Annotated in this window: 17 protein-coding genes and 1 riboswitch; of the genes, 12 read left to right on the forward strand and 5 right to left on the reverse strand. The window is 43.6% G+C overall.

What is annotated here, in order from left to right; genetic code table 11:
• Positions 1-255 precede the first annotated feature (255 nt).
• Positions 256-1,035: an ABC transporter ATP-binding protein gene (locus PSE7429_RS00415; RefSeq protein ID WP_009625045.1), complete on the reverse strand. Its 780-nt coding sequence runs from the start codon at positions 1,033-1,035 to the stop codon at positions 256-258.
• A 291-nt stretch (positions 1,036-1,326) separates the two neighbouring features.
• Positions 1,327-1,488: riboswitch (cobalamin riboswitch) on the forward strand.
• A 345-nt stretch (positions 1,489-1,833) separates the two neighbouring features.
• Between PSE7429_RS00415 and PSE7429_RS00420 the strand changes: the two genes are divergently transcribed.
• From PSE7429_RS00420 to PSE7429_RS00455, 8 genes are all read left to right on the forward strand, one after another.
• Complete coding sequence (locus tag PSE7429_RS00420) at positions 1,834-2,211, forward strand: DUF1636 domain-containing protein (protein ID WP_040686829.1); 378 nt, start codon at positions 1,834-1,836, stop codon at positions 2,209-2,211.
• Positions 2,212-2,464: 253 nt separating this feature from the next.
• Positions 2,465-4,528 (forward strand): TonB-dependent receptor, encoded by a 2,064-nt coding sequence (locus PSE7429_RS00425; RefSeq protein ID WP_144052467.1) that lies wholly within the window; start codon positions 2,465-2,467, stop codon positions 4,526-4,528.
• A gap of 82 nt (positions 4,529-4,610) precedes the next feature.
• Complete coding sequence (locus PSE7429_RS00430) at positions 4,611-5,477, forward strand: (2Fe-2S) ferredoxin domain-containing protein (RefSeq protein ID WP_009625049.1); 867 nt, start codon at positions 4,611-4,613, stop codon at positions 5,475-5,477.
• A gap of 76 nt (positions 5,478-5,553) precedes the next feature.
• Positions 5,554-6,741 (forward strand): ABC transporter substrate-binding protein, encoded by a 1,188-nt coding sequence (locus PSE7429_RS00435; protein ID WP_009625050.1) that lies wholly within the window; start codon positions 5,554-5,556, stop codon positions 6,739-6,741.
• Positions 6,742-6,854: 113 nt separating this feature from the next.
• Positions 6,855-7,829, forward strand: coding sequence for an iron ABC transporter permease (locus PSE7429_RS00440; RefSeq protein ID WP_009625051.1), 975 nt, complete (start codon positions 6,855-6,857; stop codon positions 7,827-7,829).
• A gap of 343 nt (positions 7,830-8,172) precedes the next feature.
• Positions 8,173-9,072 carry a Sll0314/Alr1548 family TPR repeat-containing protein gene (locus PSE7429_RS00445; protein ID WP_040686808.1) on the forward strand — a complete coding sequence of 300 codons (900 nt, stop codon included), beginning with the start codon at positions 8,173-8,175 and terminating at the stop codon, positions 9,070-9,072.
• A gap of 283 nt (positions 9,073-9,355) precedes the next feature.
• On the forward strand, positions 9,356-10,192 hold the full coding sequence (locus PSE7429_RS00450; protein ID WP_009625053.1) for a Cof-type HAD-IIB family hydrolase: 837 nt from the start codon (positions 9,356-9,358) through the stop codon (positions 10,190-10,192).
• Positions 10,193-10,202: 10 nt separating this feature from the next.
• Positions 10,203-11,147 carry an endonuclease/exonuclease/phosphatase family protein gene (locus PSE7429_RS00455; protein ID WP_009625054.1) on the forward strand — a complete coding sequence of 315 codons (945 nt, stop codon included), beginning with the start codon at positions 10,203-10,205 and terminating at the stop codon, positions 11,145-11,147.
• 38 nt (positions 11,148-11,185) lie between these two features.
• On the opposite strand, the gene PSE7429_RS00460 is transcribed toward PSE7429_RS00455, so the two are convergent.
• The 4 genes from PSE7429_RS00460 to PSE7429_RS00475 all read right to left on the reverse strand — a co-directional run bounded on the left by PSE7429_RS00460 (position 11,186) and on the right by PSE7429_RS00475 (position 14,940).
• Positions 11,186-12,034: a C39 family peptidase gene (locus PSE7429_RS00460; RefSeq protein ID WP_009625055.1), complete on the reverse strand. Its 849-nt coding sequence runs from the start codon at positions 12,032-12,034 to the stop codon at positions 11,186-11,188.
• 61 nt (positions 12,035-12,095) lie between these two features.
• Entirely contained in the window at positions 12,096-12,899 is an 804-nt protein-coding gene (gene phnE / locus PSE7429_RS00465; RefSeq protein WP_009625056.1) for a phosphonate ABC transporter, permease protein PhnE, read from the reverse strand.
• Positions 12,896-13,675 (reverse strand): phosphonate ABC transporter ATP-binding protein, encoded by a 780-nt coding sequence (locus PSE7429_RS00470; protein WP_009625057.1) that lies wholly within the window; start codon positions 13,673-13,675, stop codon positions 12,896-12,898. Before PSE7429_RS00470 ends, phnE begins: the two co-directional genes overlap by 4 nt.
• A 230-nt stretch (positions 13,676-13,905) precedes the next feature.
• Positions 13,906-14,940, reverse strand: coding sequence for a phosphate/phosphite/phosphonate ABC transporter substrate-binding protein (locus PSE7429_RS00475; protein ID WP_009625058.1), 1,035 nt, complete (start codon positions 14,938-14,940; stop codon positions 13,906-13,908).
• Positions 14,941-15,125: 185 nt separating this feature from the next.
• Here PSE7429_RS00475 and PSE7429_RS00480 point away from each other — a divergent pair, with 185 nt between their 5' ends.
• The 4 genes from PSE7429_RS00480 to PSE7429_RS00495 all read left to right on the forward strand — a co-directional run bounded on the left by PSE7429_RS00480 (position 15,126) and on the right by PSE7429_RS00495 (position 19,220).
• A complete protein-coding gene (locus PSE7429_RS00480) occupies positions 15,126-15,914 on the forward strand; it encodes a hypothetical protein (protein WP_040686835.1) in 789 nt (262 codons plus the stop codon).
• 81 nt (positions 15,915-15,995) lie between these two features.
• Positions 15,996-16,934, forward strand: coding sequence for an RnfABCDGE type electron transport complex subunit D (locus tag PSE7429_RS00485; RefSeq protein WP_009625060.1), 939 nt, complete (start codon positions 15,996-15,998; stop codon positions 16,932-16,934).
• Positions 16,935-16,951: 17 nt separating this feature from the next.
• Positions 16,952-18,337, forward strand: coding sequence for a DUF2330 domain-containing protein (locus PSE7429_RS00490; protein WP_009625061.1), 1,386 nt, complete (start codon positions 16,952-16,954; stop codon positions 18,335-18,337).
• A gap of 103 nt (positions 18,338-18,440) precedes the next feature.
• Positions 18,441-19,220 carry a Uma2 family endonuclease gene (locus PSE7429_RS00495; RefSeq protein WP_009625062.1) on the forward strand — a complete coding sequence of 260 codons (780 nt, stop codon included), beginning with the start codon at positions 18,441-18,443 and terminating at the stop codon, positions 19,218-19,220.
• Positions 19,221-19,264 lie beyond the last annotated feature (44 nt).

Raw genomic sequence — 19,264 nt, forward strand, 5'->3', positions numbered from 1 at the left:
CAATTCAGTGAATTAAATCAGTGAATTAAAAAACAAACCCAGTAAGGTTTTGAGATTCCCAAAATGGCAACGCCATTTTGGGAATTGGTAAGTAGTTCGGCATAATTAAAAAACAAAACCAGAGAGCATACCGCCCGCACAGCGGGCGGTATGCTTTTCTAGGTTTTAAGTTTACTTATGCCTAGCTACTTAATAAAACGTGAAAATTAAGAGCGGAAAATTCACGAAGGCTCAATAGGCGTATAGATGAGATGGCTACAGACTGGCATAGGGATATACCTGTATGCCTAAATCTCCATTTACAACCTTGGCTTTGACTGCAAATGCTTTCTCGATATTCTTGGTAGTGATCACTTCATCAATTTTCCCAATACACAATAATGTACCTTTTTCCATAATCGCAATGCGATCGCTATATCTAGCAGCCAGATTCATATCATGCAGCACCATTACGATAGTCAATCCTTGATTGCGGTTTAAGTTTTTTAGCAGTTCTAAAAGTTCTAATTGATAACGAATATCCAGAAAAGTTGTGGGTTCATCAAGCAAAATCACTTGAGGATCTTGGGCAAGTGCTAAAGCAATAAAGGTGCGCTGACGTTCGCCACCAGAAAGTTTGTCCATAGTGCGATCGCGATATGAAGTAAGATGACAAAGTTCTAAGGCTCTTTCGACAACTTCTTCACCTTGTCGATCTATCTGCCATTGCCACCATGTTTGGTGAGGGTTTCGCCCTAAGCAGACCATCTGATAGACCGTTAGTCCTTCAGGAGCGATCGGCTGTTGCGGTAGAAAAGCCATGTATCGACAAATCGCCGAGTCATGGAGAACATTCTTGCCATTAAGGAAAATAGAACCATGTTGAGGTAGAAGTAAGCCACAAATTGTCTTGAGTAATGTGGATTTGCCGCAGCCATTTGCGCCAATAATGCTCAACCACTCACCCCTATAAACTTCAAAATTAATATTCTCTAGAGTCGGAGTGTTCCCATATCCACAACTCAAATTCTTAATTTGTAGAATATCTGCTGTCATTTTTAGCAACCAATTAACAAGTCAAAAAGAATAAGATGTCGCAATGCAAGTTTGAATATCTCATCTTTTGCTTTCCATTCTATACCTTATTACATTTGGAGAAATTACTAACTCTAAGTTAAAGCCAAAACTCGATAATCCCTCATAAGTACCTAAGCATAAATAAACTTAAAACCTAGAAGAGCATACCGCCCGCTACGCGGGCGGTATGCTCTTTGGTTTTGGTTTTTAATTATGCAGAACTACTTAAAGTTTCTGATAGGTTATTGCTATGCTGTCACTCTACTGATATAGTTCAATACATTGTTTGGTTCTAGTGAGGAGCAGTCACTAGAGGAAACGGGGAAAGTTCGGTGTAAATCCGACGCTGTACCGCAACTGTGATGAAAGCTAATTGATCGTTTATTAACAAGCTTTTCGAGTCAGGATGCCCACCAACAACTCACGTAAACCTATATCCCATCTGCGAGTTACAGAATGAGAGATCCTATTAAAGCTTTGCTGTGTCAAGCTGGACGGCTTGTCACATTGATATCGCTATATGACTATTGGACAAACTATTTTCTAGTTTGTCATTTTTTGCGTCTACGGTTTTTACATTTTCAGCGATCGCATCTTCTTTGCTTGCCGCTTCTCCCTTCCTTGCTTTGTAATTAGCAAAATTATAGGAAGAGGAACTTATATCTATCTCAACCCAAATGTTGGGTTAACTTCTCGTTGAGAAAAATTGAGAAGTCAAAAAATATTGGAATCCTTAAATTGCGCGATTGCGCGAAAAAACACCGCGAAAAAAACAAAATGACTCAACATAAACTCTTTGTTTGTACCCTTTGTCGGTTTTCCAAGACAGAAAAAGAACATGAAGGATTGAGAGGTGGACAGCACCTATTCAATGCGCTGAGTAAGAAACTAGAAGGATTAGGCGATCGCTTGCAGATTGAGCCTGTAAGGTGTATGGCAGCCTGCGATCGCGCCTGTGTCGTTGCCTTTACGGGAGCGAATAAGCTCACCTTTATCTTTAGCGATCTGCGTCCACTAGAAGCTACTCCTGAGATATGGCAGTTTAGCCGACAATATCTGGAGCATCCTACTGGAGCCGTTCCCTATCAAGAACGTCCTGAAGCGATTAGGCAAAAACTATTTGTGGTATTGCCACCTTCACCTAATCCTTTGTAATCCTTAACCTAAGAGCATTCTGGTAGATCAGCACTAAAAACTTTATTCAAAAAATCTCTACAAATATTCTGTAATAAATTCAAGACTTTCATCAATGATTAGAACTATCTTCACAAGTAGCTCAAAAAGCAGCCTCACAACATATTTTCTTCCCCAACCACTTCAAATTGGCGGATTATCTGGTTTGATGCTGCTGCTTCTAGGTGTCTCTATGCCTATGGAGATCTTTGCTAAACCAACAGAAAATCAAACAATGCCTTCTCCCATTGCTCAAGATCCAAGTTCAACTAATTCAGAGCAAAAACAAAATAATTCAATACCACCTAAGCCAAAAGTAGATGATACATCTGAAGAGGAGATTACCGTAGCTGGGAAAATCCTCAATCGACCCGTAACTTCCACCCAACGCCGTGATGCAACTTTGCAGGATGGCACTCGCCCTGCCTATACAATTAATCGTCAGGAGATTGAACAACAGGGAGCAAGAACTGCTAAAGAAGCGCTCAAATTTTTACCAAGTATTTTGGGCGGCGGGACAGTAGGGACAGAATTTAATGCCTTGAGTGGTCAATTTATTCGTGGTTCCAATACTAATCAAGTTTTGATTTTACTAGATGGTCGTCCTATCAATAATGTTGGCAGTGGTGGCTTTGACCTGTCAACGATTCCCTCAAGTTTAATTGAACGCATTGAAGTAATTCCGGGGGGCGGCTCGACACTCTATGGCTCCGATGCGATCGGTGGGATTATCAATATCATCACCACCCGCCCGACAGAAAGATTTGCGGCTAATGCCAAAGTCGAAATTGGTAGTTATGGATTAAATGAACAATCATTACAACTTAGCCAAAAGGTAGGCGAATTTAGTTATGTAGTTGGATTCTCGCGCACTCAGGCGCAAAACAACTATCCTTTTACTATTCCTGAAGCTGGTTTTAGTGGGGTTAGAACCAATAATGACGGGATTTCCAATACTTCCAATATCAAGCTGGAATATCAGCCAAGCGATCGCACCAAGTTATCACTCACAGGTTTCTATGTAGCCCAAAATTATGGTGTGCCTGGAGGAGTCCCGATTCCCAGTCCTCTATTTGGTCAAGGATATTTCAATAGCCTGACGGACAATAACCGCAAGTATACCGATCAAGTATTTGTCGATTTGGGATTGGAACAAAAACTAGGAGAAGGCAATGATTCGCTGCTTTCAGTTAGGGTTTACAGCGATCGCCTAAATACGCGCTTTGATAACCGTACCGCCTTTGCAAATACCCTAGTTGGAAGTCCCCCTGTTCTCACAAATACGCCTCAAACCCAGCAAAGATTTGAAACGCGCCAAAATAGTCTTGGTTTCCAAATTCAGCACAACTGGAAGTTTGCTTCCACTCAAAATATTACCTATGGCTTAGACTATCGCTCGACCAATGCCATTAACGAAACGACCAACCTAACTACGAACTTACTTAGCGCTGGTTACAATGCAAGTATTTCGCAGGGTGCGTTATTTGCTCAATATAGTAATGACCTTACGGATCGATTGAATATCACCGCAGGACTTCGGCAAGAGTTTAGTAGTTTAGTCAATGGTTCGGTCACAACTCCAGCGTTAGGAATTAAATATGCGCTTACCGATTCCACCACAGTCCGCGCCAACTACATTCGCAATTTCCGCACTCCCACGATCACCAATCTTTTTAACCCCAGTCCTAGTAACATTGGCAATCCTAACCTGTTACCCGAAACAGGCGATAGCTATGATATTGGCATCGATCAAAAGCTTGGTGAGATCGGGCTATTCAGGCTGACCGCCTTTTCTAATAATATTTCTAATTTGATTGCTTTTCAATCTATTTCTCCCCCTGCTAATGGCATCTCTGGTACATACCAAAATCTGGGACAGGTCGTGACTACAGGGATTGAGGCGGCTCTAAATATACGGGTTGCCCCCAATGTCTTCCTGTTTGCCAACTACACAGCCAACGATCCAAGAATTTTGTCCAGTGTCAATGCTGGAGAAAATGGTAAAGAATTACGCTTTGCAGGTGGCGATAAACTCAGTTTAGGGCTGTCCTATGAAGATGCTCAAGGTTGGTATGCAGGATTGTTGATGAGTTCTCTCGGAGGCTTTCCGACCAATAATACCAATACTGAGTTTCTATCAGGTCAGACCACTTTTGACTTGCGGCTCCGCGGTCCGATCACTAAGCAGATAACGTTAACCGTTGGCATCGAAAATATTTTCGATCAACGTTTTCAGTTATTTGCGGGTTTTCCTGATGGTGGGCGCACGATTAGAAGTAGTTTAAGCTTTCAGTTTTAAAATCCAATAGAGATCTAGGATAGGCGGCGCATCGCGCCGCCTATCCTAGATCTCTAACAAAAGTTCTATTAGGAGCAATATCATGAGTACATTTTCTCGCCTCGTTACACCTCTCAATCTCACCGAAATTGAACATTTACCCAATGGAGCTAGTATTGAATATGAATTCTTTCCCACGGATTTAGATGTGACTGCGCCATTACTGCATTATCTCTGTCAAGAACGCTGGCAAAATATCGGCATTGGGCATATGGTCGATGGCAGTGTTTTGGAATTGGAATTTAACGCCGCGCCTAAGCTTTTTAAACTTTATGATGGCTACCTCACTGTTCTGACCGAAAGCTGGCATTTACATCTATGCTTAGCGGAAAATCTCGGTGGTCCCGATCGCCGCACTTCACCCGAACAAAGCCAAGCTAGGCTAGTCAGCCGCGCCGCCCTCTATCGTCGCCTCAATCCAGAAGGAGAGCCGCGCAGTTGGGGCATTCAGTTTTGGAATGGTGCAGGCGTAAAGATGATGACTTTCTTTTTGCCAAATCCTTTTGTAGGCGATAACGAAGATTTGCTGTCAGAACGCAAGCCAAATTTAGAAAAGCTCAAGTTGTATGAGGAATTGCGCGAGACTTATATTTTAGGAACCAAAGAAATTCCCTATGATCGCAATCCTCTCCAGAAGCGTTATATTTCTGTCTGTCGCTCCAGCCGTTGCTTACCTTCACGGGAATATCAGCCGATCTATGAGGCTCTGCAAGAAGCGGTCAAGGAGGCAAATATTGATGATATTGAAGTTTGTGTTTCGGGCTGTTTGGAAGTCTGCAAAATGGGACCTGTGGTTTTCTATTCCGATGACAAAACTTGGTATACGCGAGTCACGCCTGAGATTGCCAAGCAGATTATCAATGATCATGTGGTTGGTGGAGTGGCGATCGCCAAACATGTTTATCCATAAAATCCCTATAAGGGAATAGGCGGCGCTTCGCGCCGCCTATTCCCTTTAGGAAAAGTGAGCAGTTCTCAATCAATTCATGAAAACTATAAAGAAATTATGCCTAGTATTTGTCCTGATTGGCGCAACAGTGAGCAGTTGCACCGTTACACCCGTCGCTAAGCAACGCGAAGGCTGTGTTGACAAATATGAACCCGATCGCGATTATTTTCCTGTTAAATCCAAAGTTGATCATGCGATCGGCTTTAGCATTTCTTATCACAAAAATTACAAGGTAGTTACTGTCAATCAACCTTGGAAAAGTGCGAAGGAAGAATTTCGCTATGCCTTAGTACAATGTGGCACGCCCAACCCTGCTGGCTTTACCGAAAGTCAGATTGTCCAAGTTCCTGTTCGCACTGTGGCAATTCTTTCTACTACCCACTTAGCGCACTTAGAGAAACTAGATTTACTTGATCGCATTGTGGCAATGGATAGTCTGGAATTAGTCTATGGTGAAGATGTGAAAGCGAGATTAAAACGTAATAATGTGCAAGATGCTGGACGCAATAATGCCTTGAATCTGGAAAGATTATTAGCGCTTAGCCCCGATCTGATTACTACCTATGGCACTGGTAATCCCGCCCGTGATAGCCATCCCAAGCTTTTAGAAGCAGGGCTAAAAGTGGCGATTAATGCTGAATATATGGAATCTTCGCCATTGGGACAAGCAGAATGGATTAAGTTTACCGCGTTATTTTTTAATCAAGAGGATAAAGCCAATCTGGTATTTGCAGATATTGTGACTAGATATGAGAAGGTGGCGGCGATCGCGAAAACCGCCAAACAACGTCCCACGGTCTTGATAGGATTTCATCGTAGTGGAACTTGGTATATGGCAGGAGGCAAAAGCTACGCGGCGAAGTTTCTTGAAGATGCTGGGGCTAGTTATCTCTGGGCTGATGAACCGACTGCTGGTAGTAATCCTCTTAGTTTTGAGGCGGTATATCTGCGTGGGCGATCGGCAGATTTTTGGCTAAATGGGAGTCAAGATTGGAAGCAGAAAGAAGATATTCCCAAATCCGATGGGCGCTATCGTGATTTTCAGGCTTGGCAAATTGGACAGATGTATAACAACAATGCCCGAATTAGTAACAATGGCGGTAATGACTATTGGCAAAGTGGTATCACTAATCCTGATGTGGTATTAGCTGATTTAGTGAAAATCTTTCATCCTGAATTAATGCCAGATTATCAACTCTTCTACTATAAAAAACTTGCGCCGTGATTTTATATGGCAAGGATAGGGGGTGCTTCACGCCCCCTATCCTTGCGTTTTACCACTACCTAATCCATATCTTGAAATATTCTCTTAAAGAAAATCGGATCGCCTTAATTTTTATGGCACTTATGCTCAGTCTTGGCTTGAGTGCGATCGCCAGTTTAGTTATCGGCTCCGTGTGGATTCCCATTCCCGATCTGATGAAGATCGTCTTCCATCAATCTCCAGAACTCGGTTGGTCACAAATTTTCTGGCAGTTTAGATTACCCAAAGCACTCACAGCCATTTTTTGTGGAGCCGCTCTCGCCGTGAGTGGTTTGCAAATGCAAGTGTTATTTAGCAATCCCTTAGCGGGTCCCTTCGTGTTAGGGGTTAGCTCTGGTGCGAGTTTAGGCGTAGCGATCGCTATTTTAGCAACGGAGTCTATGGGGCAAGTTAGCGCTGTATTAGGTAGTGAATCAACATTGATAGCCGCTTGTATTGGTGCTGCTTTTTCGATGTCGCTAGTGGCGATCGCTTCGAGATTTGTACAGAACTCCACAATACTCTTAGTACTGGGTTTAATGATGGGCTATGGTGTTGGTACAGTAGTGAACATTTTGCTGTATTTTAGTTCTCCTGAACGGATTCAGTCTTACATCAACTGGACATTTGGCAGCTTTGCAGGTGTAACGGTAGCGCGATTACCTTTACTATGTGGCGCGATATCGATCGGATTAGTATTAGCGATCGCCTCCATTAAGCCTCTCAACACTATGCTTCTAGGGGAAATGCAAGCCCGCAGCCTCGGCACAAAGATCTCACGCCTCCGTTTAGGAATTGTGGTTAATGTCGCTCTCTTAGCAGGAACCGTCACTGCTTTCTGTGGTCCAATCGCCTTTTTAGGTGTCGCCGTGCCGCATCTCTGTCGCGCCCTATTTCGCTCTACCGATAGTCGGATTATGCTCCCCGCCACAATTTTAGTTGGTGCAAATTTAGCGATCGTCGCTGATTTAGCTACCCAATTACCAAATAAGAGTTTATTACCTCTTAACTCAGTGACATCTTTATTAGGTGCGCCCATTGTGATATGGACAATTCTGCGGCGGAAGTAGCGAAAAACGAACGCAAATAGCAAATGAGTGTAATACCAATTCCCAAAAGGGCGTAGCCCTTTTGGGAATTGGTATTAGTCTGGATGGCTCGGTTTTATCTAAATGCCGAGACGATTAGCCTTGCGATCTCGACTGTTAGGTGATGCTAAGAAACTTTTTGTAAAATAAAATCGTCTCTCGTAGTATTAACGTACTATGTTGCAGGCAACTTAAAATTTCTGACTAGATTTAAATTAAATATTTAGGTTAAGTACGAGTTAAATTTGTCAGAATGCTAAAAAACGATCTCAACCTTGCTAATAATAGCCACTTAACTTATAGCCTGAACCTTTTGGGGAATTTTATGAAACGCCCTTTGCAATCTGTATTTGTGTCTGTATCTGCATCTTGCTTAGCAGTCTTAGTTACTGCTGTCACTGCGATGCCTAGCTTCGCCGCCGATCCGTTTCGCTCCACAAATGCAAGAGAGATCGGTAGTGAAACTCAAAAAGCCTTTGAATTAATGTTCAAAGATGGAAATTATGTAGCAGCAGTAAAACAGTTGGATTTAGCTGTTAGAACGGAAGCTAACGATCCACTTCTGTTTTCTTTGCGAGCATCTACTTTTTACGCTAAAGAAGACTATTTGTCCATGAAGATTGCAGGCGATCGCGTTCGTGTCAACGCTGAAGCCTTAAAGGGTAAGGATAACCTCAGAGCTTACACATATTTAGCCGTTAGTGATCTGATCGCAGCGGGATATATTATCAAAACTGAAGGCGTATCTAGTGCACCTTCGGCTTTGCCCTTAGTGCAGAGCGTCTTTGACAATATCCAAAAAGCCAAGGATATCTCCCCTAACGATCCTGAACTAAATTTGATTAAGGGCTATGTGGATATGCTGATCGCTTCAGTATTGCCCCTCTCTGACCTTGAGACTGCTTTAGAAAGTCTGAAGCAATATGCTGCCCCCGATTATTTGAAATGGCGTGGAATTGCCCTCGCCTACCGCGATGCGCGGAAGCCAGAACTCGCACTGGATGCCGTAAATAAGGCTTTAGCTTCTGCTCCCAACAATCCAGAACTGAACTATCTCAAGGGACAGGTGTTATGGATGCAGGGTGGTAGCAGTATTCCCACTGCCAAAAAGCAATTTGAACTTGCCCTGAGCAAATCTAAGCAATTGAACCCCAGCCTCTTGTCTGAGATTCGCGAGCAATGTCGCAATATTTCCAATGGTACCAATTGTCCCGAACAGAAATAAGGTTTTGGATTAAAGCTACTGAAATAAAAACTAGATTTGTTTGGAATATAAAACCCCAAAGATAAGTGGCGGCGCAGAGCGCCGCCACTTATCTTTGCTATATATATCGTAAACAAAAGAGGAATGCCGCGCTCCGCGCGGCATTCCTCTTTTGTTTACAGTTAACGGCAGATATATAAGGATCTGACAATACAAAGCCTATAAGCTAAGAACGGTATTATAAAAAAGTAGGGTCACTTCATAGATTGATTCTATTTTTTTATAGAAAGTAAACAAAAAACTCATGGCGCAAGACATTAAACTGATCGTGGTAGATATTGATGGCACGATTAGCGGAGATGCCAATCAGGTCAATGATGCGGTGAAACAGGCAGTGAAAGCTGCTCAAGCAAAGGGAGTCAAGGTCGCGATCGCCACAGGGAGAATGTACCGTTCGGCTCTACGATTTCATGAATTGATCGCCTCCGATATGCCCTTAATTTCCTATCAAGGAGCCTTTATCAAGGATCCGAAAACTGGTGAATTAGTTGGACATTGGCCAGTGGAAATAGGACAGGCTTTAGCGCTCCTTGACGATCTAGGCGAATTTGCCACTAACGATAGATTGTCAATCCATATCTATGTAAATGACGAACTCTACGTTCGGAAAATGACCGCCCAGACGGAATTCTATGCCAAGCGATCAAAGGTAGACGTTACAGTAGTTGGAGATTTGCGCGAATTTCTGATTAAGCAGTGTCAAGAACACCCCCCCACCAAGATTTTGGCTCTGAGTGATACCGCAGAACTAGTCACGGAAATGCTGCGAGTCCTTAAGGATCGCTATACGCCCCAACAGCTCTATCTCACGAAGTCCGTGGCGACTTTCTTTGAGGCGACTAATCCGATCGCGAATAAAGGTACAGCCGTCAAGCACTTAGCTGAAAATATTTTGGGGCTAGATCGATCGCAGGTTTTAGCGATTGGTGATAATTTCAACGATCTAGAAATGATTGAATATGCGGGTATTGGTGTCGTAATGGGCAATGGTGCTGAAGGATTAAAACCCTTGGGTGATTGGATTGCCCCCAGTGTGGAAGATGACGGTGTGGCAGTAGCGATCGAAAAATTCGTACTATAAAGGGAATGTAATGCAGCGATCGCTTGTGGAAAGTTTGAGATCTTGTTTCTCTTGGCTAAGTTTATGCAGCCTTGTGATGATCGCGGGTTGCTCAAGTTCTTTAGTATCTAAAGCCCTACCTGATCAAGTTCGCATTGGAACCTTTAACCTCGAAAATTTTGATGGGTTGAGCGAGGAAAAGGTTAATGTTGTGAGCCAAATTATGGAACGTAACTTTGATGCGATTGGTTTACAGGAAGTGAGTCCTCTAGCGGCAGAGAAATTGAAAGAAAGACTGAATAAATCTCAATCTTGGGAATTTATTTTAGGGGAATCAGGCGGCAAGCAAAGGATAGCCTTCTTCTATCGTAAAGAGGCGATCGCCGCTCAGAAAGTGACGGAATGGCAAAAGGTAAATATGACAGGAACTTTGCGATCGCCCCTCGTAACCTATGTTCAAGTTGGCAATGATGGTAAGAAATTCGATTTTACTCTCGTGATCGTGCATCAAAAGGGTGGCAGTGGCAAGGATGCTGATCGTACTCGCCAAAATCAAAGTGATCTCCTGCGAAAGGAGGTTGATCAATATCAACAGAATCCACAATCCGATCCCGATCTGATTCTCGTCGCTGACTTCAACAGTCCTACATGGGCGGATCAGAATCGTGGTTTGCGCAATGCGCCCCTAACTTTTCTCACCCGTGCGATCGAAACCGATGCCCAAGAGAATTGTTTAAAAAAACATGGGCAACCGAAAACTCCCGAAGGTCGTCCCCGCTATTCCAATCGCGGTACTGGTTGTGTGATCGATCATATTGTCGTTTCTAAAGCCCCTAAGGGTGCAGAAACCGAATATATTCCTCAATCAGTGCAGATTCTCGATCCGCAAAAAGATTTGGGCTTTGACAGCGATCGCACCTATTTTACTAAGGTGTCCGACCATCTTCCCGTACGTGCAATTTTTCGTACAAATTAGTTGTCATCGGAAAAGGCGACGCAATGCGTCGCTTTTTCCTAGAGTCCCGATGGTAAACCAGTTGGCTTGCCCTTTACACTGGTAACAATTCTTCCCCAGCCAGACTCACCGCCACTATCCCAGAAAACTTGCTGCATTACATCGTAGCTATAGGCATCATAGGCTCCACCAACGCCAACATCGTAGCTATCGCTAGCACCATGACGAGTACCGTAAGGATCGTGGATGAGCCAAACTTTATTCGTCGGATCATGCCCCACTACTATACAAATATGTCCGCTTCCTTTATAGGCAAATCCCACCACTACAGGAATATTCGCCTTAAGCGACAGTAATAAATCTTTGGCAGAGAGAGAGTAACTGAAGTAAGAATCAATACCAAGTTCTTTTAACGCCCATGTTTGCGCGTCGTGATCGGTGGTATCGCCATACTTGCTCACAATCCGCATATATACAGACTCAGGTTCTACTACACTGTAATTTCCTGATTGAGCCTTTTTGGTTAACTCTCCACCTAATAAATAGTCCGCAAGCATGGTATTGCTGGTGGTATTACATTGCCGCCACCCAGGACCAAAGATAGCTTCATCGTTATCCAACTGCGAGCAGTATTTGACTGGCAGTTTAATTAGTTGATTGAGATCCTGTCCTTCGATTTTGATATGGGGCTCGTAGGCATAGACCTTCTGGATCTGGGTTTTACCGTCCTTGGCGGTGAAGGGGGATGCCAGCGTCATTAAAAGATGTTGGTTGCGATCGGGGCTATATTCTGTGACATAAAAAGCCTGATCTTTTTTAATAAAAATCTTCTCGGAATCGGCTAAATCCGTTGATCCCAGCAGCTTTTTTTTCAGGAAAGTGTCTGCTTGAGCGATCGCTTTAGGCATAGGACAACCTCGGTTTGGAGTTCGATAACGCTATAAATCATCGCATATCGCCATCAGGATTTTATTCCGATTTAAACTTGTTCCGCAATTGACTGCTGAGGGTATCGATCGCCGTGACAACTGCCAATAAAACGATCATCATCGTTGTCGCTTTGTTATATTCAAAACCACGAATATAACTGACTAATTCAAAGCCAATTCCCCCAGCTCCAACTACCCCTAAAACAGAAGCGGCGCGAATATTGTACTCAAACATATAGAGGGTATAGCCAAGGCATAGGGGTAAAACCTGCGGCATGACTCCATACTGAGCGATCTGCCACCATGAGGCGCGACCGACTTTTAAAGCTTCGAGCGATCGCTTATCGACGGATTCGATCGCCTCTTGATAGAACTTGGCAAGATAGCCGATCGTGTAAATCCCTAGCGCCAAGGTTCCCGCTGGTGCACCCAACCCCGTCGCCGCCACAAAAAACAAGCCTAAAATAATGGACGGAACTGAACGTACCGCATTTTGTAAAAAATTAGCCAGCCAACGTAACCATAAGGGCGAAAGATTTCGGGCAGATAGCAAAGCGATCGGTATAGAAAGAATTGCGCCAATCGTCGTTCCCCACAGTGACATTTGCACAGTTTCAATCAAAGCATTGATCGCAACATCTAAAATACTCAAATCGGGCGGCCAAAGACGGGACAGAAAATCTGTCATGTAGGGCAAACTCGTTTGCAGTAATTTGAGATCAACTTTTAATCCCCTTAGTGACCAGATATAAGCCCAACCTAGACCGACAATTACTAAAACCCTAATAGCCCAGATATTGTAGCTAGAAGTATGGGGACGAATCCGATCAATAAATTTCATCATGCAGCGCTAGCAGACTGGACTGGGGAGAGATTTTGCAGTTTGGCAAACTGCTTTTCCATATTTTGACAATCCCCATCATACATGACTTGCCCTGCTTCAAGGATGATCGCCCGTTGGGCATATTGAGCGGCTAGGGCGAGATCATGCAGTACGACTACAACCGTCAATCCTTTGCGATGCATGGAAGCAAGGGCTTCCATTACTTGATTGATGCCGACGATATCCAAACCTGTCGTCGGCTCATCAGCCAGCAAAATCTGTGGTGATTGGATCAAGGTACGTGCGATCGCCACGCGCTGGCGCTGTCCGCCGCTTAACTGTCGGGCTTTTTGGTAGGTCTGCTCCTGTAGCCCGAGCTTTTGTAATAGCTGCATAGCAACACGGCGATCGCGTTGCGGAAATCCCCACAAACTCTGCCATGTGTTTAGCTCACCCAGACATCCACATAAAACATTGTCTAGAGAGGAAAGCTGATCGACTAAGCCCCCTCCCTGAAAGAGAAAGCCCACATTTTTACGGATTTCACCAATGTTTTGCGGTTCGACCTTAGTGCCAAATACTTGAATCTCCCCTTGATTTACAGGAATTAAGCCCACTAGCGATCGCAATAGTGTGGATTTTCCCGCACCGTTTAGACCTAGTAGGGCAACAAACTCGCCTTGGTTAATTTGTAAATCGATTCCATTTAAGATTGGACGCTTTAAATTAGCTTGATAAGCCGTGCGCAGATTGTGACAAGCGATCGCAGGGGCGTTATTGACTGATAAAGATTCCATATTTTTAAAATCCTAATTGAAAATCCTAATTGAAAATTCTAAGTAATACCAATTCCCGAAATGGCAACGCCATTTTGGGAATCTCAAAACCTTACTGGGTTTGTTTTTAATTCACTGAAGTGTTGGCTCACTTCAGTGAATTGGTATAAGTGGGCTTAATTAAATATAAAACCCTAAAACCTGCGGCGCACGCGCAGCGTGCGCCGCAGGTTTTAGATCTGGATTTTAATTTAAGGTTTGAGTCCTGCACGGGCAATAGCCGTACGCATGGTGGCTAAATGTTGTTCGTGATCGACCTTGACTAGTTGGGTAGAGTTATAGAGACTGCGAAATAATTCGTTATTCTCCGCTTCATTCAGCTTTAAAAAAGCATTAATCAACTTTTCCCTGACATCCGCAGGTACGCTATCGTCAATGGCAATGCCGTGGGCGGGTACATTGGGAACGGCGTGGAGTACGCGCAATTTTTTGCTTTCTTCAGCCGTAATCCAAGGGGGAAGCAATGCATATTCTGATACCACAGCCACATCGGCTTGATCGCGCAAAACAGCCTGTAACGCACTGCTATAGCCGTCACCATAGGTTACTTTGCCAAAAAAACTATCTAAGCGATCGGGACCATCAACAAACTTTAACCCCACCAATTCGCTCACGGGGAAAATAAATCCCGAACCCGAAGAACGCGAGGTAAATGCCATACGCTTTCCTTTCAACTGTTCTAGGGTTTCTTGGGGAGTTGCTAAGGTTTTTAGGGGGCTGTTTTCGGGTACGACAAAGATCGAGTTATAGGATTTACCGCCTGAGTAATCAGCACGAACTTCGGCTAGATACATCTTTGCTCCTGATAGCTGTTCGGCTTTTAGGGCTGCGCGTCCGCTGACAAAGGCAACATTGGCTCGATTGGCGCGGAGAGCTTCGACTGATGCAGTTTCATCGGCAACGATCCCCTTGACAGGACTACCTAGTTCTTTCGATAAAATAGCAGTAACTTTATCAATTTTGCTCTGGAGATCCTTGGTGTCGCGGCGGGTGGCAAAGGCGATCGTAATATCATTGCTAGGAGTCTTAGCTACTTCAGTTGGAGCAGGTTTAGCATCTTTGGTTTGTTCCTTGCTAGCGTTAGTCTGGGCTACATTCGATGTAGATGAAGGTTGCTGATTATTTTGGCTATTTTGACTATTTTCTGTGCAAGCGGTCAAACCCATCAGGGAAACTAATCCTGCGATCGCAACAAACTTGGCAGGAGAAAATACAAAAAATTTCATTATTTTTTAAAAGTCGATCAATATACTAAAAAGAATTAATGGCAATAACTACTAGATATAGCTTAAACTTATTTGAGAATTAAAGTCAATAAAATGGCTGTGATTCTTGCTATAAAATGAGACTAATTACTCAAAAGAATCCTCAAAAAATTCCAAGGCTTATAAAATTTGCTATTAAAATCACCATGACCGAAAATCAAATTCCTAAAGGTGCGGAACGCGAAGTGAAAATGATCGGTAGTGCGGCGATCGATGGTGCACCAATCGCTTACATCATCGTTCTTGCTTCCGTTGCTACAGTATTAGCATTCATTCCATTTTCGATCGTGCTTGGTTCTGGTAAAGGTATTCCTTTAAGTCAAAGCATCTATCCTTTACTTGGCTGGTTGTTAGGTCCTTTGGCGGGAGCCTTAGCTAGCGGTATTGGTACTTTAATTGGCGTATTCCTTGCCCCCTATACGGCAGGAGTGCCTGCAATCGCCATTTGGGGAGCAGCGATCGCCAGTTTTGCAGCAGGGGCTATGGTTACTGGTTGGAATCGCCAATATTGGTATTTGGGATTGGTCGGGATATTTGTAAGCGAACTTGTGACCTATGCTTATTTGGCGATCGCTCGTAATGGTATTCCTCTCGATACTTTTATCGCAGGAGCCTTTATTGATTGGTCATCGATACTTCTATTTGTATTGCCCACGCGAACGTTATTTGCCCGCATGATTGGCAGCAAAGATTTGATCAGAGTAGGAATCGGCATCTTTTGCGGCACTTGGATGATCTGTGGGCTTGCCCATCTCAGTCAAGTTCCCTTTACCTATTATCTCTTTAACTGGCCAGAGCCAATTTGGAAAATGTTAATTCCCGTTATTCCTGTGGAAAATGCGATGCGCGGTCTGTCTGGTGCCGTGATTGGTACGGGTGTGATTTCGGGATTGAGAGCGATTAATATCGTTAAACCGAAAGAAGCCTTGTATTAGGCCGCGACGCATAGGCATCGTTACAAAAAGTGCAACGGACTATATTTCTAAAATTGATGCACTTATACTGATGCAAACTTTATGGTTAATCAGAAAGCTATGCAGTTATGGAAGTTGCCTTTGGTTTTGCCGCGATCGCTTTCCCCATTGTTTGCTTTGAGCATCCCCCCCTTCAAAGATGCTCGCGATTATCAGATTCTCTTTTTATCCGTCTTTTTATTGTTAGGGGTAAGTACGCGCGATTGGTCTTTGAAACCGATCGCGATCGCCCTGACCTTTAGCATTTGCTGGTTAACCCAGATGGCGATGGTCAGCCTATTCCCACCTGCCTCCCAGAATCACGACCGCTGGCTATCGCTCAAAAGTGCCACGATTACCGCCTTGGGTTTAAGTCTACTGCTGCGCTCCGACGGCTATGGGGCGATCATCTGTGCTTCGTTTTTGGCGATCGCTAGTAAGTTTATTTTTCGTACTAATGGCAAACATTGGTTCAATCCTGCGAACTTTGGCATTGTTGTCGTTCTGTTGTTAGACACCTTTGTTTGGGATAACCATGCATGGGTGTCTAATGGGCAATGGGGTGAAGATAGCCTTTATGCTTTAGTTTTCCTCGGTTTTGGCGGGATCGTTCTCAAAAAAGTAGGGCGTTGGGATACTAGTTTCATGTTTTTGGCTTCCTATGCCCTGCTAGAAGGATTGCGGAATTTTTGGCTGGGTTGGACTTGGGATGTGCTTGCCCATCGTTTGACTAGTGGCTCTTTGTTGCTATTTGCCCTATTCATGATTACCGATCCGCGTTCCATTCCTAATGCTAAAACAGCAAGGCTGATTTGGGCAATGGCGATCGCGGTTTTAGCATTTATCTTCCGTAATGTCTTCTTCAATGCGGATGCCATGTTTTATGCATTATTCCTAATTTCACCGCTCACCGTTTTGTGCGATCGGCTGTGGAATGCCCCACGATTCCAATGGTTACCCAAGCGTCATAGCGCTCATAGTGCTTTGCTCTCTAATCCATAAATTACTAAGGTTAGATTATGAAACGATTTTTGCTGTGGATGCGTGTACTGTTGAGTACTGTCCTTGCTGGTGTGGTGGTGTTTGCTTATTCACCCTTGGCTTTTGCTTTTTGTGGATTTTATGTATCCCAAGCCGATGCTAGTCTCTTTAACAAAGCTTCACAGGTGGTAATCGCCCGTGACGGTAAGCGCACCGTTTTAACGATGGCGAATGACTATCAAGGCGATGTTAAAGACTTTGCCCTTGTCGTACCCGTACCCGTGTTACTGAAAAAAGAACAGGTACGCATTGGTGAACAGAAGATCATTGATCGCCTCGATTCCTTTAGCGCACCTCGTTTGGTTGAGTACTTTGACTCCGATCCCTGCGCAAGATATGAAGCCTATGATCGAATAACTCTTGGAGGTGCGACAAGAGCTGCTGCACCAATGATGGAATCAAAAGCAAGAGCAGATAATTATCAAGTTACGATCGAAGCCAAATTTGCGGTTGGCGAATACGATATTCTCATTCTCAGTGCTAAGGATTCCGATGGTTTAGAGTCTTGGCTGATTGATAATGATTACAAGATTCCGCAAGGTGCAAAGGAGTTACTTCAACCCTATATTCGCCAAAACATGAAGTTCTTTGTGGCAAAGGTGAATATTGCCGAACTCAGTAAAACAGGTTCGCAATCTCTCAGACCGCTGATGATGGCATACGAATCCCCAAAATTCATGCTTCCTATCCGCTTGGGGATGCTTAATGCCAATGGTGATCAAGATTTACTTGTCTATATTCTTTCTCCTAAAGGACAAGCCGAAGTCGCTAATTATCGTACGATCAAAGTTCCATCGGGTGACGATATTCCGACCTATGTGAAGAGTGAATTTGGGGAATTCTATAAGTCAATGTTTAAAACTTCCTACAATAAGGAAGGACGCAAAGTTGCCTTTTTAGAATATGCATGGGATATGTCAAGCTGCGATCCATGCTCTGCCGAACCGCTCTCTCCCGAAGAACTTCGCAAGGCAGGGGTGTTTTGGATTGGTTCCCCAGATGATGCTGTCAATTCATCGCGGCTGTTCCGCCGACCACTACCTCCCAACAACGGAAGAGTTTTTATCACCCGTTTACATATTCGCTATAGCCGCGATACATTTCCCGAAGATTTGAGCTTTAAGGAAACCTCGAATCAAGAGTTCTTCCAAGGTCGCTATGTTTTGCGATATCCCTTTAAAGGTGAGACAAACTGTGATGCTGGAAAAGCATATCAGCGATCGCTGCGTCCGCGTTTTGAGAAAGAAGCCCAAACCCTCGCAAGCTTAACAGGCTGGAATCTTTTCGATATTCGTCGCAAGATGAATATCTCTAGTTTGCCCGATCCTGTCGAAACTCCATTTTGGGAAAATATCTGGAAATAGCTACTGACTGGGTGAAAGTGAATGAATGCGATCGCATTCATTCACTTTTTATGTTTTGCTATACTTATGGCATAACAAAGCTAACGTAACATACCAAAAAGTTATGATTACAATACCTTACGAACACCGCTATCTACCTACTGCGGAAGACCTACCAGATTCCGACGAAACTCCTGTGGATAATGAACTCCAAAATGATATTCCTAATGTTCTCCTAAATTTGCTGCGATCAATTTGGGGCGATCGCCAAGATTGGTTTTGGGGTGTAGATATGTGTTTCTATTACGAGCCAAATATTGAGGAACCTGAAAAATCTAAAGCAATTGTTCCTGATGCTTTTTTAGCTCTTGGCGTAGAGAGACTGACTAATGAAGGTGGAAGATTAAGTTATGTGCTATGGCAGGAAAAAGTACTGCCAATTCTTGCGCTCGAAGTCATCTCTAAAAAGTATAATGGCGAATATGATCGCAAGCTCTTGCAATATCAGGATTTAGGAATTCTCTACTATGTTGTTTACAATGCCTTGAGTGGAAGAAGAGGGATTTACAAAAAACATCAATCTTTAGAAGTCTATAAGTTAATGAATGGCAAGTACGAACTTATTCCATCGGTTTCACTTTTGCAGGAAGGTGGAAAAATGGTATGGATGCCAGAAATCGATCTAGGTATTGGCTGTGAAATTAGTAATCGTGGTAATTGGGAGCGCGAGTGGGTCTATTGGTATGATCGCAATAGCGTGCGATATCCAACTGCTGAAGAACGTGCTGAGAATGCTGAGATGCTCGCTGAGCAAGAACGCCAACAAATGCTACAAGAACGTCAACAGAAGGAAAAGTTAGAAACTTATTTAAAGTCACTGGGAATAAATCCCGATGAAATTTGATATTGGCGATCGTACTAAATTCCAGACAAAAATTGAGAGATGTA

This window comes from Pseudanabaena biceps PCC 7429, from assembly GCF_000332215.1.
GTDB lineage: Bacteria > Cyanobacteriota > Cyanobacteriia > Pseudanabaenales > Pseudanabaenaceae > Pseudanabaena > Pseudanabaena biceps.

Excerpts from the sequence above, each read along its gene's own strand:
- PSE7429_RS00415 (WP_009625045.1), bottom strand. The coding sequence starts at position 1,035 with ATGACAGCAGATATTCTACAAATTAAGAATTTGAGTTGTGGATATGGG.
- PSE7429_RS00420 (WP_040686829.1), top strand. The coding sequence starts at position 1,834 with ATGACTCAACATAAACTCTTTGTTTGTACCCTTTGTCGGTTTTCCAAG.
- PSE7429_RS00425 (WP_144052467.1), top strand. The coding sequence starts at position 2,465 with ATGCCTTCTCCCATTGCTCAAGATCCAAGTTCAACTAATTCAGAGCAA.
- PSE7429_RS00430 (WP_009625049.1), top strand. The coding sequence starts at position 4,611 with ATGAGTACATTTTCTCGCCTCGTTACACCTCTCAATCTCACCGAAATT.
- PSE7429_RS00435 (WP_009625050.1), top strand. The coding sequence starts at position 5,554 with ATGAAAACTATAAAGAAATTATGCCTAGTATTTGTCCTGATTGGCGCA.
- PSE7429_RS00440 (WP_009625051.1), top strand. The coding sequence starts at position 6,855 with ATGGCACTTATGCTCAGTCTTGGCTTGAGTGCGATCGCCAGTTTAGTT.
- PSE7429_RS00445 (WP_040686808.1), top strand. The coding sequence starts at position 8,173 with ATGAAACGCCCTTTGCAATCTGTATTTGTGTCTGTATCTGCATCTTGC.
- PSE7429_RS00450 (WP_009625053.1), top strand. The coding sequence starts at position 9,356 with ATGGCGCAAGACATTAAACTGATCGTGGTAGATATTGATGGCACGATT.
- PSE7429_RS00455 (WP_009625054.1), top strand. The coding sequence starts at position 10,203 with ATGCAGCGATCGCTTGTGGAAAGTTTGAGATCTTGTTTCTCTTGGCTA.
- PSE7429_RS00460 (WP_009625055.1), bottom strand. The coding sequence starts at position 12,034 with ATGCCTAAAGCGATCGCTCAAGCAGACACTTTCCTGAAAAAAAAGCTG.
- phnE (WP_009625056.1), bottom strand. The coding sequence starts at position 12,899 with ATGATGAAATTTATTGATCGGATTCGTCCCCATACTTCTAGCTACAAT.
- PSE7429_RS00470 (WP_009625057.1), bottom strand. The coding sequence starts at position 13,675 with ATGGAATCTTTATCAGTCAATAACGCCCCTGCGATCGCTTGTCACAAT.
- PSE7429_RS00475 (WP_009625058.1), bottom strand. The coding sequence starts at position 14,940 with ATGAAATTTTTTGTATTTTCTCCTGCCAAGTTTGTTGCGATCGCAGGA.
- PSE7429_RS00480 (WP_040686835.1), top strand. The coding sequence starts at position 15,126 with ATGACCGAAAATCAAATTCCTAAAGGTGCGGAACGCGAAGTGAAAATG.
- PSE7429_RS00485 (WP_009625060.1), top strand. The coding sequence starts at position 15,996 with ATGGTTAATCAGAAAGCTATGCAGTTATGGAAGTTGCCTTTGGTTTTG.
- PSE7429_RS00490 (WP_009625061.1), top strand. The coding sequence starts at position 16,952 with ATGAAACGATTTTTGCTGTGGATGCGTGTACTGTTGAGTACTGTCCTT.
- PSE7429_RS00495 (WP_009625062.1), top strand. The coding sequence starts at position 18,441 with ATGATTACAATACCTTACGAACACCGCTATCTACCTACTGCGGAAGAC.